The sequence below is a fragment of the Duganella rivi genome (assembly GCF_009857435.1).
Classification (GTDB): domain Bacteria; phylum Pseudomonadota; class Gammaproteobacteria; order Burkholderiales; family Burkholderiaceae_D; genus Rugamonas; species Rugamonas rivi.
Map to the genome: position 1 here is coordinate 152,101 of NZ_WWCK01000002.1, position 12,437 is coordinate 164,537.

Annotated in this window: 13 protein-coding genes; 8 read left to right on the top strand and 5 right to left on the bottom strand. The window is 59.0% G+C overall.

Annotation, left to right across the window (positions count from 1 at the left end; translation table 11 throughout):
• Window positions 1-272: 272 nt before the first annotated feature.
• Together GTP45_RS05255 and mauJ are read left to right on the top strand one after the other, a co-directional pair.
• The gene (locus GTP45_RS05255; RefSeq protein ID WP_161012842.1) at window positions 273-947 is read left to right on the top strand and encodes a DUF2971 domain-containing protein; all 675 of its coding nucleotides are present in this window, start codon (window positions 273-275) and stop codon (window positions 945-947) included.
• 21 nt (window positions 948-968) lie between these two features.
• Window positions 969-1,964 carry a methylamine utilization protein MauJ gene (mauJ, locus tag GTP45_RS05260; RefSeq protein ID WP_161012843.1) on the top strand — a complete coding sequence of 332 codons (996 nt, stop codon included), beginning with the start codon at window positions 969-971 and terminating at the stop codon, window positions 1,962-1,964.
• A 56-nt stretch (window positions 1,965-2,020) separates the two neighbouring features.
• Here the strand turns inward: mauJ and GTP45_RS05265 are convergent, their stop codons facing one another.
• Window positions 2,021-3,346, bottom strand: coding sequence for a tyrosine-type recombinase/integrase (locus GTP45_RS05265; RefSeq protein ID WP_161012844.1), 1,326 nt, complete (start codon window positions 3,344-3,346; stop codon window positions 2,021-2,023).
• Between the two features lie 307 nt (window positions 3,347-3,653).
• Here GTP45_RS05265 and GTP45_RS05270 point away from each other — a divergent pair, with 307 nt between their 5' ends.
• The gene (locus GTP45_RS05270; RefSeq protein WP_161012845.1) at window positions 3,654-3,905 is read left to right on the top strand and encodes a hypothetical protein; all 252 of its coding nucleotides are present in this window, start codon (window positions 3,654-3,656) and stop codon (window positions 3,903-3,905) included.
• Here the strand turns inward: GTP45_RS05270 and GTP45_RS05275 are convergent, their stop codons facing one another.
• From GTP45_RS05275 to GTP45_RS05290, 4 genes are read right to left on the bottom strand one after another with little or no spacing between them, the layout of a single operon-like run.
• The gene (locus GTP45_RS05275; protein ID WP_161012846.1) at window positions 3,906-4,205 is read right to left on the bottom strand and encodes a hypothetical protein; all 300 of its coding nucleotides are present in this window, start codon (window positions 4,203-4,205) and stop codon (window positions 3,906-3,908) included.
• Window positions 4,196-4,771 carry a TadE family protein gene (locus tag GTP45_RS05280; RefSeq protein ID WP_161012847.1) on the bottom strand — a complete coding sequence of 192 codons (576 nt, stop codon included), beginning with the start codon at window positions 4,769-4,771 and terminating at the stop codon, window positions 4,196-4,198. Before GTP45_RS05280 ends, GTP45_RS05275 begins: the two co-directional genes overlap by 10 nt.
• Window positions 4,758-5,186 carry a TadE/TadG family type IV pilus assembly protein gene (locus GTP45_RS05285; RefSeq protein WP_161012848.1) on the bottom strand — a complete coding sequence of 143 codons (429 nt, stop codon included), beginning with the start codon at window positions 5,184-5,186 and terminating at the stop codon, window positions 4,758-4,760. Before GTP45_RS05285 ends, GTP45_RS05280 begins: the two co-directional genes overlap by 14 nt.
• Complete coding sequence (locus GTP45_RS05290; RefSeq protein WP_161012849.1) at window positions 5,183-6,646, bottom strand: pilus assembly protein TadG-related protein; 1,464 nt, start codon at window positions 6,644-6,646, stop codon at window positions 5,183-5,185. Before GTP45_RS05290 ends, GTP45_RS05285 begins: the two co-directional genes overlap by 4 nt.
• A 143-nt stretch (window positions 6,647-6,789) precedes the next feature.
• On the opposite strand from GTP45_RS05290, the gene GTP45_RS05295 reads away from it, so the two are divergent.
• From GTP45_RS05295 to GTP45_RS05315, 5 genes are all read left to right on the top strand, one after another.
• Entirely contained in the window at window positions 6,790-7,155 is a 366-nt protein-coding gene (locus GTP45_RS05295; protein ID WP_161012850.1) for a VOC family protein, read from the top strand.
• Window positions 7,156-7,363: 208 nt separating this feature from the next.
• On the top strand, window positions 7,364-8,632 hold the full coding sequence (locus GTP45_RS05300) for an ABC transporter substrate-binding protein (protein WP_161012851.1): 1,269 nt from the start codon (window positions 7,364-7,366) through the stop codon (window positions 8,630-8,632).
• Between the two features lie 51 nt (window positions 8,633-8,683).
• A complete protein-coding gene (locus GTP45_RS05305) occupies window positions 8,684-9,694 on the top strand; it encodes a LacI family DNA-binding transcriptional regulator (RefSeq protein ID WP_161012852.1) in 1,011 nt (336 codons plus the stop codon).
• Between the two features lie 89 nt (window positions 9,695-9,783).
• Window positions 9,784-11,055: a glycoside hydrolase family 5 protein gene (locus GTP45_RS05310; protein WP_229258346.1), complete on the top strand. Its 1,272-nt coding sequence runs from the start codon at window positions 9,784-9,786 to the stop codon at window positions 11,053-11,055.
• A 5-nt stretch (window positions 11,056-11,060) separates the two neighbouring features.
• The gene (locus GTP45_RS05315; protein WP_161012854.1) at window positions 11,061-12,428 is read left to right on the top strand and encodes a GH1 family beta-glucosidase; all 1,368 of its coding nucleotides are present in this window, start codon (window positions 11,061-11,063) and stop codon (window positions 12,426-12,428) included.
• Window positions 12,429-12,437 lie beyond the last annotated feature (9 nt).

Here is a 12,437-nt window from a genome sequence, read left to right on the forward strand (position 1 = left end):
ACACAAAACGAAGCTTAGGGCGTGATAGGACGCTCTGTACGCGCCTTTTACCTCCGAGCAGTGAATGGCTGCCTACCAGCATCAGTAAGCGCTTACAGATATTTTAAAGCGGGCCTAGTGCGATATTCACCGGGCCGGTGCCGTATTAAGCCAACCTCTCGACCTAGAGAATTTTTTTTGTTTTCACTCCATGCGGCCATTCATCGGAGTGGTTTTCTCATGTCTATTCTGCGGTAGTATCAAGCGGCCTGTACAACGACATGGATAACGTAATGCGCCTCTACTACATGACCAGTCTTGACACTGCCGTGGAATACATCTTGCCAGAGCGGCGTCTGCGCCTTGCGCAGTTTGAAAAGCTGAATGACCCGTTCGAGTTGATGAGTGTTAGGCTGGAAGGCCCGAAAGGACGTGCAGCCTACAGGATACTAAGGCAGCATTGGAGTAAGCGCCTTGGCATAATCTGCACCGGCCAGCACTGGCGAAGCCCGGTTATGTGGGCGCATTACGCCCGAAGTCACACCGGCGTCTGTCTTGGTTTCGATGTACAGGACGACATGGCTAAGAAAGTCACCTACACACAGGAACGAAAAGCCATAAAGCTGAATCCCAAGGAGCCATATCATGGCCTCACCTTGGAGACGCTTGAAGAACTGTTGACCACAAAATACTCGCAGTGGGCGTATGAAGAAGAGTGGCGGCTATTCTCTAACTTGGACAAGCCCGACCCAAACAATGGAGAGTATTACCTTCCGTTTGGTTCAAACCTCGCCTTGAGAGAGATAATCATTGGAGCGCGCTGCAAGCGTACCGCAGCAGACTTCGATAAAATATTAGGCCCAGTAGATAAAACAATAAGAATAGCTAAAGCTAGACCAGCTTTTGAAACTTTCACGATGGTTGAGCAACAGCGATTCAAACCTGTATTTATTAAACCAAGGCCATAGTCCATCACTTCGGAGAAGAGAATGAAATGTCTTGCAGATTATGATGTTGAAGTGGATATATGCTTAGAAAAACCAGAAACCTTTTCCAGTTCACTTGGTTCTGAGAGTCAATTCGAGTTTCACATTAAGAACAAGGCGCAGGAAGGTGATAAGGAAGGAAGTCTAGTATCCATTAAGATAGTGTTTGAAGTGGATCAGATTGAAGATGCTGCCGATATATCTAGGGCTATCCTCGCGGACATAATAAACTCACTGGCTTTTGTAACCAATGGAAGGTTTTCACCTTATCGGTTAACGAAGATTATTGACTGGACTCCTGGGCTTACTTCGCGCACGCTTCTTTTCTTCACAGAACCTGCGGCAGATGCCCCTGCTATCGCCGCGATTGGTGACGAGATACTTACCTTTACTCAGGAACTTATCCAGCTGGATTTATCAAATCCGCTAAAGTCTGCGATGCGCTGGTTTCGATTAGGTGTGGCTGCGGAGGTTTTGGAAGAACAGTTTCAGTATTTTTGGTTTGCATTGGAGATACTAGCTCAGATTGATAAACCAAATGACAAAGTCCCTGATCGTTGCGCAAAATGTAGAGGGGCTTTATTCTGTTCAGCTTGCAATGAACATCCGAAGCATAGGGCGTTCAGTACCCAACTTATAGAAAAGCTAGTCTCGGACATTTCGGGTGATACTCAGGGTGAAACGTATGGAATATTTGTTAGAGTTAGAAACACTCTTATGCACGGAAATCAGTTGCATGAGATTGAATCTGAGTTGCCGTGTGAAGCTTACGAGGTAGTAGATAAACTTGCAGGGATAGTGTGGAAGGTAATTTGCTTCAATGTTAATAAGAAATGGCCGGTTAGCGGTCGCCCATTTCTTTTGCCAAGCACGTATGTGAAACACCTTGTTATGGCTGCGACTAACATGACCATCACGCTGCCTGAGGGGCCGAACGGGCTTGATATTCACTCGTGTGACGAACTGGGTATAGAAGCGTCCGTGGTGCGCTTCTCATGATGCGCTGCGGCTTGACCGGCGATGGCTAGGACTTAGCCCAGCCCATCGAAGAGTAGTTACTCGGTGTGCGTCTGTACCGTAATCTTGCCGGTCAGATCGTCCAGCAGCGCACCCAGCTTGATCCAAGCATCACGCTTGTCCTCGTCATAGCCGAAGCGGTTGTAGATACGCTTCATCCGGTTCTGTTCTACGTGGTTCAGGATGCGGTCGGTGAGGTCGGTGTGGATGCCAAGGCTCTGCATCAGCGTAGTGCCGGTGCGTCGCAGATCGTGAGGCGTCCACTTCTCGTTGCCCAGTACCAGCGCGTTACCTGCCTTGCTGCGCTTTTGAAGTGGTGCGCCGGTCTTGGAGAACATCACCTGTCGGCCTGTAGTTTGCTTGGTTACTGCTCTCAACTCTACGTGGCTGGTGTTCTCCCGGTTCGGGAAGCACCACTTGCTGTAGCCCGTAATCTTCTTGAGTGCTTGGAACTGACGCTTGGCGAAGTCGGACAGGAACACGGTATGTTCAGGTGCTATGCCTTTCGTATTGGGTTCTGGGAGGAACCAGATGCCCTTGTCCAGATCAATGTGTTCCCATTCGGCCATCAGGGTTTCGCCAATGCGGGTGCAGCATGACAGGGCAAGCCAGATAGCGACTTCGGTGGTCTTCTCAAGGCGAGCGCCGGGAAGCTTGGTAACGAGTTCTTTGATTTCATGGCGGGACAGCACGCGCTCACGCTCTACCTCCTTGTAGCCGATCTGCGTAACGTCTTCCGGCTTCAAGTTCTCGGTCGGGTTGTCGATTACCAGCAGCTTCCACGGACGACGACCAGCAGCCCACTTGAACATTTGCTTGAGGATGTTCAGCATGACCACGGCCTTACGATTGGTGCCGGAAGCAGCGGCAGGGGCAATCAGTGCCTTGATATCACCTTCCACCAGTTCACGTAGTACCTTCGTGCCGATGACCGGCAGAATGTCCCGGTTGAAGTAGCGTTTCAGTTCGTCGCCGCCGTCCTTGCGTCGGGTAGTCGGGAACCACGCATCGTACAGGTCTTGCACCGTCGCGTTGTTGGCATTCTGTTGCGCTTGCTGCGCTGCTGCTGCTTGGGCGTCGGCCTCAAGCTTCTTCTGGTAGTCGATGCCTTGCTTGCCCAGTGCGCGAATCTCTGCGGCCTTGGCGCGTGCATCCATCAGCGATATGTGGGCAGCGTCGGACTTCAAGCCGAACGGCTTGGGAAGGCGGTAATCAATCTGCTTCTTGTTGACGGAGTAGCGCACGATGAAGTTCTTTTCACCGCTGGCAGCTACGCCGATAAACAGCCCTGCGCTGACGTTATACTTCCGGTAGGTAGCCTCTGGTTGAAGCTTCTGAATTGCTTGTACGGTTAAGTCTGCCATGTAGTCCGTGCCCTAGCTGTGCCCTAGAAAATGTTGGATTTGGGTACTTTCGTCTGGATGAGGCTAGACGAAAAAAGCACCTAAGTGACTGATTATACAAGGAGATTGAATTGCTGTGGACGTTGCTGGATGGATGTGGAACTACATGGGGTGCATGGGGTCGGAGGTTCGAATCCTCTCGCCCCGACCAACAATCAAATCAAAGACTTACGCAGCTCCCGCGCGTAGGTCTTTTTTGTTTTCCGGTATAAAGTCACATACCGCGTCCCGCCAAGCCGCCGCCACGACCTCCACCGAAGCAATGACCATGACAACTGCCCTTGAGGCTTGCTTGCTGGATCGCGATATTGAACTGGCCGGGCAGCGTGATTTCACCGAGAGCGATTTGGCAAAGTGGGCCGCACGGTGTAATGAGATTGAAGCGGCTGAGCCGGCTGCGCATCGCGGCCTGATGGAGCGCTGCTATCAGCGCGCTTGCACGGCGCTCGGGCAGTTGCCGGAAAGTCCCGCGACGCTGTCGTTCTGGCAGCGGCATTTCCCGCCGGTACTGATCGCCTGATTAGCCGGGCAGGAATATTTTCAGCAGCGCCGGCAGTAGTTGGGCGATGAAAATTGCTGTCACTGACCACTGGATGATGGAAGCCTTGGCTTCGGCGAGCTGGGCCTTCATCTCAGCCTGGAACTTGCCAAACTCGCCTTCTAACTTGGCAATATCGGCCTTGGTCGCGCAATTGGCCTTGAGATAGGTAAGGTCGACCTTGTGGGTAAGGTCGTCCGTTTCTAGCTGCTTGATGCGGGCCTCGGTATTCATGCGCCAATGGTAGGCCTCCGTTTTTTCCTCGTCAAATTTCACGGACATAACGTGCTCCCCGGTTGGTAGCCGAGCGATTCGGCCTTGGCTATCGTAGTCGCCTGCGGCAGGGCGTGATTGATGGCGGTCAAAGGGAGCAAGGGCTCGTATTGAACATCGTCGCATGCGTCGCTATCAGGCGAACACAGCCTCGCGCGCACGAAGCGGATGCAGTTGGCGCCGTTGGGATTGGCGATGCAGTTCAGGTGCGCCCGCACCGGGCAGCTGGGCATGCCCGCCGCCGGAATCGGCGTCATTGCCAGGCTGCCGTCGGCATTGCGCGTCAGCGCCAGATAGTCGATGCGGAGGTGGGCGTCGCTCACCGGCGTCCCCAGCGGCAGCGGGCCGGCGTTGTCGCGCAGTACCGCTGCCTGGCGGATGCGATCCATCACGGCAGGATTGCTGAAGTCGCTCATCGCGGCCGCATGGGCGGCGCGGCGGGTGGCGTCTTGCAGTGTGTTCCAGACGTACACCGCGCGCGCCGTTTCCATCACGAAGAACATCGCCGTAAAGAAAATCACCACGCTGAGCGCGAACTCGGCCAAGGTCGCGCCGCCTTGTTTAATTTCCCGCATAGCGCGCCTTGCTGGTGATGGTGAGCCGCTGATCCAGCAACTCCGGCAGGTAGCCGGGGAACAGATTCGGCACTTGCATGATCACGATGATCGAGACTTCGGCCGGCACGGCGCCGTTCTGCATGCACGGGGCGTTGTCGCAAGACACCACCACCACCGCATTGCTGCTCAGCGCCCCGAGTTCCGCCTGCACGATGGCCTGGGTCAGATTGCTCTCGTGAGTGGCCAGCGCCGCGCTGCGCAGGTTGACGGCGGCCACGCTGGACAGATAGCGCACGCCATCATTGCTAGCCTTGCGTATCACCTCGTAGTTATACGTCAGCCGCCCGAGATAGAGCACCGCCGTAAGCAAGGTCAGCACCACCGGCAGGATCAGGGCCAGTTCCAGCGCCACGATGCCGCGTTGCCGCTTCATCGCTGCAACTCCACGGTGCCGGCCAGCGAGGAAGGTTGCGCCACGCCGGCAAACTCGGCGCTGATGCTGGAGCTGGTGGCCGGCACCGTCATGAAGAAGCGGCCGATGCCCAGCACCGTGGCGCTGGCGGTGGCGCCGGCCGGCACCGGGCACGCCAGCAAGGCCACGTTCAGCACGCGTCGGCGCGGCTGCCCCGGCTGGTGGGCGACGCTGGGCGCCAGGAAGTTGGCGGCGTTGTTGGTCAGATAGGGTGTCGCATTCACCACCGCCGGGTAGCCGCTGGCGGCGGGCGGCCCCGGCGTGTACAAGCTGGCCCATGCGCTGGTGGCAAAGGTGCTGTAGCCGGCGGCCGGTTCCTGCGGCATGGCGCTGTAGGCGGAGTAGGGGACGGCCCTGGCAAATGCCCACAAGGGGCCGTATTGCGGCGCGGTGTTGCTGGCGTCGCCGGGCAGGGGATCGGCGCGCGTCCATAGCTTGGTGCCGCCATTCGTCCACGTGGCGGCGGTTTGCGTGGCCGCCACCGGCGACATCCACGTGATGCTGGAATACAGGTAGGACTTGATGTTGCTGTCGGGCGGCGCGGCTTCCGGCGTGCAGTTGTTGCCGCTGTAGTTGTCGAAGCGCGAGTTCAGATGCGGGTACAGCGCCGCCAGCGGAAAGTTGCGCTGCACGTTGAGCGTGCCACCGCTGACGCTGGGCATGAGCATGCTGCCGGCGCAGACGAAGGGGCCGACCACGGCCGTGCTGAAATTCGCCGCCGAACCAGGCATGCCCGGCGGCGACAGCGGATCGATCAAAAAGTTTTCCGGCGTGCTGCCGTTGGGATTTAAGTTCATCAGGTTGTAGGCCACGCCGCGGCGGAAGCCGAATTCCACCAGTTCGTTGTAGGCGGGATTGGCGCTGTTGGCGCGCGAGGCGGCCGGCGTGGCTGATTGCGCGCAAATCGCCAGCGGCGTCACTGGAATGGTCAGGCGGCCAGCGACGGCACGCGCAGTTGCTGATAGCGTGGCAGCGGCCCCTGTGGCGGGCATGAAGATGGCGGTCACGCGGTTCACCTCGTCCGCCAGCGCAGCGGTATCGACCTTGGCAAACAGCAGCCCCGCCGGCGTGGACGGCGCGCTGGCGGCGTCAGTCCACGCATGATCTGGCGTGCCCGGCGCGGCGGCAAAACTGAGCGCGCTGTTAGACCACGGCACGCCGATCTTGTTGTACTGATAGCGGAAATTCTGCGCGGCGTTTGCCGCCGCCGCCACTGCGTTGTTGACGCCGGCCGCGGTGCCGTTCAGCTCGCGCGCAGCGGCCAGCGCCGCGCTGTCCGCCAGCGATTGCAATTCGGCCTTGCGGTTGTAAGCCTGCGCCAAATCCAGCGCCATGCCGGCCATGCCCAGCAAGGCCAGTACCATCAGGCTGAACATGATGAAGATGGCGCCACGCTGGCGCGCTGGGCGGGTGGGGCGCATCGGCGTCTCCTGGGTTGGCTCACTGCTCGATTCTATCCGGCAGGAAATATCGCCCCTTGATGCGGCGCAAGCAGGCTACTGACAGAAACTGTCGCAGCCGCTGCTTAAACTGGCTTTATTGACTATCTTGACCGGAGAACCACATGAGCCCCGATTACGTCCTGTTGTACGTTGACCAGCCTGCCGCCAGCGCGGCCTTTTATGCCGACCTGCTGACCCTGCAGCCGGTGGAGTCGTCGCCCACGTTTGCGCTGTTCGTGCTGCCGTCCGGCCTCAAGCTGGGCTTGTGGTCGCGCCACACGGCCGAGCCGAAAGTGCTGGCCTACGGCGGCGGCAGCGAACTGGCGTTCGCGGTGCCCGATCGCAGCGTGGTCAACGACATGTATGCCGACTGGTCGGCGCGCGGGCTGGCCATCGCCCAGCGCCCGACGGCGCTTGATTTCGGCTACACCTTCGTGGCGCTGGATCGCGACGGCCACCGCCTGCGGGTGCTGGCGCCGGATGCCTGATCAGGGCGGCTGCGGCCGCCATTTTTCGTCCATTTCCGTTGACACTCAAAATCATTGAATGCTATATTGAGCGACAGATTGGTAACGTTTCCAATCTCACCCTCGTCTCTTCGCCCCGCGAAGTTACCGGCGCCTTGGGCGGCGCCGGTTTTTTTGTCCGGCGGAAGGCGGTAGTATCTGGGTGACATAAAAAAATCACGGAGACTGGATGGACAAGCACACCACGGGCGCCGCGCGCCGCGCAGGGATCTGGCTGGCCGCGTTGGCGCTGACCGGCGCAGGCGCAGGTGCAGCTAAGGCCGCCGCCGCTGCCGCCCCCAAGGCGGAAGTGATGCACTGGTGGACGTCCAGCAGCGAATCGGCGGCGGTGCGCAAGTTTGCCGACGCCTACCGCGCCGCCGGCGGGGTGTGGGGCGATACCGCGATTGCCGGCGCCGACCAGGCCAAGGCCGTGGCGATCAACCGCATCGTTGGCGGCAACCCGCCGACCGCCGCCCAGTTCAACACCACCAAGCAATTCCGCGACCTGATCGATCAAGGCTCGCTCAACAACGTTGACGACATCGCCGTGCGCGACCGCTGGGATCAGCTGATGCCGCAGCCGGTGCTGGACGTCATCAAGGTCAAGGGCCATTTCTACGCGGTGCCGGTGGACATCCATATGTCGACCTGGATCTGGTACTCCAAGGCCGCGTTCAAAAAAGCCGGCATCGCCAAGGAACCAGCCACGCCGGACGAACTGTTCGCCGCGCTCGACAAGCTGAAAGCGGCCGGCCTGGTTGGCCTCGCGCACGGCGGCCAGCCGTGGCAGGAAAACATTTTGTTCCAGGCCATGCTGGCCAACGTCGGCGGCAAGGAGCTGTACCTGCAAGTGCTGCGCGACCGCAATCCCAAAGCGATCAATTCGGAAGCGTTCAAGAAAGTACTGCTGGCCTTCAAGCGCCTGCAAGGCTACGTCGATGCCGGCTCGCCGAATCGCAACTGGAACGACGCCACTGCCATGCTCATCAACGGCAAGGCCGGCGTGCAGATCATGGGCGATTGGGCCAAGGGCGAATTCGCCGCCGCCAGGCAAACGGCAGGCAAGGACTTCGGCTGCATTCCCGGCCTTGGCGCCAACGTGCCTTACCTGATTCAAGGCGATGCTTTCGTGTTCCCGAAAACCAGCAACGCCGACGCGGTACGCGCGCAAAAGCTGCTGGCCACCACCATGCTGGCGCCGGGCGCGCAGCTGGAGTTCAACAAGATTAAGGGCTCGCTGCCTATCCTCAGCAATGTCGATGCGTCGAGCATGGATATTTGCGCGCAAGCCGGCATGGCGATTTTAAAAGACAAGTCGCGCGCAGTCGGCATGATCGAAGTGTTTTTAACGCCTGATCAAAACGGCGCGCTGCAAGATGTGCTGACAACTTACTGGAACACGCGCATGCCGGTGGAGAAGGCGCAGAAGGGGATCGTCTCGGCGTTGCAAGATTGACGGGTGCGCGTTATCCTTGCCGCCGCATAGACAGAAACGGATAGGGAACTCGTGGCAACCATCAAAGACGTAGCCCGGCTGGCGGGCGTGGGACTGGGCACCGCCTCGCGTGTTATCAGCGGCAAGGGTTCGGTATCGCAAGCCACGGTGGACAAGGTGCGCAAGGCGATCGAGGAGCTGGAGTTCCGGCCGTCGCACGCGGCGCGCTCGCTGTTGTCGGGCAGCTCGCGCATGATCGGCGTCTACATTCCGTATCTGAGCGGGACGTTCTATACACCGATCCTGCAGTCGATTTACACGGCGCTGCGCGAGGCCGGTTTGAACATGGTGGTGGCGTTCGGCGTCGGCGACGGCGATGCGCGCAACCAGGCGATTGATGGTTTGAATTTCCTGATCGAGCGCGGCAGCGACGGCTTGATCGTGATGAGCAACGTACTGGAAGACGAGGACTTTGCGGGACTGGGCCCGTTCCAATCCAAGGTGGTGGTGATTAACCAGGATTTCGCCAGCATCTCGGAGCAGTGCTTCACGGTGGATCACGATGCCGGCGGACGTCTGGCGGCGCGCACTTTGCTGGAACTGGGCCACCGCAAGATCGCGGTGATTGCAGGCCGCGCGGCGGCGCCCGATAACCAGCAGCGTATCGCCGGTTTCAAGGCGGAGCTGGAAGCGGCGGGCGTCGACACCAGCAAGATGTGGATGGCCGACGGCGAGTTCACGCCGGAAGGCGGCCTGGCTTGCGCAGAAAAGCTGCTGCAATCGGGCGAAGAATTTACGGCGGTGTTTTGCGCCAATGACGAGATGGCGGTAGGCGCCTTATCGATGTTCCAGAAGGCCGGCGTGAAAGTGCCGGAGCAGGTGTCGGTACTTGGTTACGACGATACGCACAGCGCGGAATTCACCGCGCCGCAGCTAACCAGCGTGCATATTCCGTGGAGCGAGATGACCCTCAACGGTTTGAATTATTTGCTCAACCAGTGCTACGACTTGCAGCGTCCGGTGGAGCGCGAATACAAGCTGCATGTGGCGGAGCGGGCTTCGCTGGCGCAGTTGAAGAAGTAAAACGGCGTAAAAAAATCGAGCAAGCGATAGTCGCATGCTCTTTTTTTACAGTATATTGGAAACGATTCCAGTGATGAGGGTAGATGCTCATGAAACGATGGCTGAGTACAGTCTTGCTGTTGGCCGGCGCCGCTCACGCTCAGGCGCAGGCGGCCTTGCCCATGCTGCATACCGAAGGCACCAAGTGGCTGGACGCCGACGGCAAGCAAACGGCGCTGCGCGGCGTCAATCTGGGCAATTACCTGATCCAGGAATTCTGGATGATGGGTCAGGAGACCAAGGCCGTTGATGATCAATGCAAGCTGGAAGCAGTGCTCGATCAACGCTTCGGCTACGAAGAACGCCAGCGTTTATATGGCCTGTTCCGCGATAACTGGATCAAGCCGCGCGACTGGGACATGCTGCCGCAGATGAATCTGAACCTGGTGCGCCTGCCGTTCATCTACAGCGTGATTGAAGATGAGAAGAACCCGCGCCACTTGCGCGCCGACGCATGGAAGTATCTCGACAGCGTGATCGATGAAGCCGAGAAGCGCGGCATCTACGTGATCCTCGATCTGCATGGCGCTGTTGGCAGCCAAGGCTGGGAACATCACAGCGGCTGCGCGGGCCAAAACAAATACTGGGACAGCGCTGAATACCAAGAGCGCACCATCTGGCTGTGGCAGCAGATCGCCGCGCGCTACAAGGATCGCGGCGCGGTGGCCGGCTACAGCATTTTGAATGAACCGTGGGGCACTACGCCGGAAAATCTGGCGGTGGTCATGGGCACGCTGTACAAGGCGATTCGTGAAGTGGATCAAAACCACGTCATCATCCTGCCGGGCCATAACAAGGGCATCGACGCCTACGGCAAGCCGTCCGACCATGGCATGCGCAACGTCGCCTTCGAGATGCATCCATATCCCGGCCACTTCGGCTGGGGCAAGCCGGGACTGGCTGTCCACAAGGGCTGGCTGCAATGCTCGGGCGACGGTGACAACGTTTGCAAATGGCAGGCCAAGCTGGAAGGCTTGAACACCGCCTTCTTCGTCGGCGAGTTCCAGCCGTGGGCCTTCATGGGCGCGGAGAACGGCGGACAAGTCACTCGCGTCACGTACGACACTTATGTCGCCAAGGGCTGGGCCTCGACTGCGTGGGCCTACAAGGTGGTGACCAACAAGGGCGGGCAGGGTAAGGGCACGTGGGGCCTCGTCACCAACGCGCCCGGCGCCGCTATCCCAAAACTAGATTTCACCAAGGCCTCGCTGGCCGACATCGAGAAGTTATTCCGACTGTTCGGCAGCGTGCCGTATCAACCGCAGCAAACCGCCATCAAGTGGATGAACGCCACCGTACCGCCTACTCCATTCGCCAAATAAAAACTATGACCATGATTCTTACCGACCTGCCAACGGCGATTAAGCGCTCCGATTTTGCTAGCGACTTCCTGTGGGGCGTCTCCACCTCGGCCTACCAGATTGAAGGCGCTGCCGCTGAAGATGGCCGCGTGCCGTCGATCTGGGACACCTTCGCCGCCACGCCGGGCAAGATCCGCGATGGTTCCACTGGTGCTGTGGCCTGCGACCACTATCACCGCTGGGAGGAGGATCTCGACCTGGCGCGGGCCATGGGATTGAATTCGTACCGCTTCTCGATCGCGTGGACGCGCATCTTCAATGGCGTGGATGCGGAACCGAATGCGAAGGGCCTGGAGTTTTATTCCAAGCTTGTAGACGGCATGCTGGCGCGCGGCTTGCAGCCTTGGTGCACGCTGTATCACTGGGATTTGCCGCAGTACCTGGAAGATCAAGGCGGCTGGAGTAACCGCGCCACCATCGACGCTTACCTGCAGTACGTGGACGTGATCACCAAGCATCTGGGCGGCCGTGTTAAGCACTGGATCACGCATAACGAACCATGGTGCACGGCGATGCACGGCAACTGGGACGGCATGCACGCACCGGGCAACAAGTCGCTGCCGCTGGCGCTGCAAGTCTGTCACAACGTGCTGGTGTCGCATGGCCGCGCAGTGCCGCTGATCCGCGCCAATTTGCCCGGTGCGAAGGTTGGTATCGCATTGAGCCTGCATCCTGTGAAAGCGGCTAGCGACAGCGCTGCCGATATCGCTGCCGTGTCGCGCCACGACGCGCTGCGCAACCGCTGGTTCCTCGATACCCTGTATGGCCGTGGCTATCCGGCGGAAGCGCTGGCGCTGGTCGGCAAGGATGCGCCGGTGATTGAAGCGGGCGATATGGAAGCGATCGCCGTGCCGTGCGATTTCCTCGGCGTGAACTACTACTTCCCGGAAGTGGTGGTGGATGCACCGGACGAGTACCCGCTGCGCACCCGTATCGTGTATCCGCAAGACCGCCAGCGTACCGACTTCGGTTGGGAAGTGTCGCCGGAAGGGTTGATCTCGCTGCTGGAACGCGTCGCGCGCGACTATCCAACCGGTGATTTGTACGTAACCGAAAACGGTTCGTCCTACGACGATCACCTGGGTGCTGACGGCGCAGTGACCGACACCGCCCGCCGCGATTACTTGATCCGCCACTTGGCGGCCATGCGCGATGCGATTGCAGCAGGTGGCAAGATCAAAGGCTACTTCGCATGGAGCCTGCTCGATAACTTTGAATGGGCGGAAGGCTATCTGCGCCGCTTCGGCCTGACCTATATCGACTACGCAACGCAACGCCGCATCGTCAAGCAAAGCGGCGAGTGGTATAGCGCCTTCGTGCGCGGCAAGAACTGAGCAACTGAT

What these genes read in the sequence shown, in the direction of transcription:
- GTP45_RS05255 (WP_161012842.1), top strand. Translation starts at nt 273, where the DNA reads ATGCGCCTCTACTACATGACCAGTCTTGACACTGCCGTGGAATACATC.
- mauJ (WP_161012843.1), top strand. Translation starts at nt 969, where the DNA reads ATGAAATGTCTTGCAGATTATGATGTTGAAGTGGATATATGCTTAGAA.
- GTP45_RS05265 (WP_161012844.1), bottom strand. Translation starts at nt 3,346, where the DNA reads ATGGCAGACTTAACCGTACAAGCAATTCAGAAGCTTCAACCAGAGGCT.
- GTP45_RS05270 (WP_161012845.1), top strand. Translation starts at nt 3,654, where the DNA reads ATGACAACTGCCCTTGAGGCTTGCTTGCTGGATCGCGATATTGAACTG.
- GTP45_RS05275 (WP_161012846.1), bottom strand. Translation starts at nt 4,205, where the DNA reads ATGTCCGTGAAATTTGACGAGGAAAAAACGGAGGCCTACCATTGGCGC.
- GTP45_RS05280 (WP_161012847.1), bottom strand. Translation starts at nt 4,771, where the DNA reads ATGCGGGAAATTAAACAAGGCGGCGCGACCTTGGCCGAGTTCGCGCTC.
- GTP45_RS05285 (WP_161012848.1), bottom strand. Translation starts at nt 5,186, where the DNA reads ATGAAGCGGCAACGCGGCATCGTGGCGCTGGAACTGGCCCTGATCCTG.
- GTP45_RS05290 (WP_161012849.1), bottom strand. Translation starts at nt 6,646, where the DNA reads ATGCGCCCCACCCGCCCAGCGCGCCAGCGTGGCGCCATCTTCATCATG.
- GTP45_RS05295 (WP_161012850.1), top strand. Translation starts at nt 6,790, where the DNA reads ATGAGCCCCGATTACGTCCTGTTGTACGTTGACCAGCCTGCCGCCAGC.
- GTP45_RS05300 (WP_161012851.1), top strand. Translation starts at nt 7,364, where the DNA reads ATGGACAAGCACACCACGGGCGCCGCGCGCCGCGCAGGGATCTGGCTG.
- GTP45_RS05310 (WP_229258346.1), top strand. Translation starts at nt 9,784, where the DNA reads ATGAAACGATGGCTGAGTACAGTCTTGCTGTTGGCCGGCGCCGCTCAC.
- GTP45_RS05315 (WP_161012854.1), top strand. Translation starts at nt 11,061, where the DNA reads ATGACCATGATTCTTACCGACCTGCCAACGGCGATTAAGCGCTCCGAT.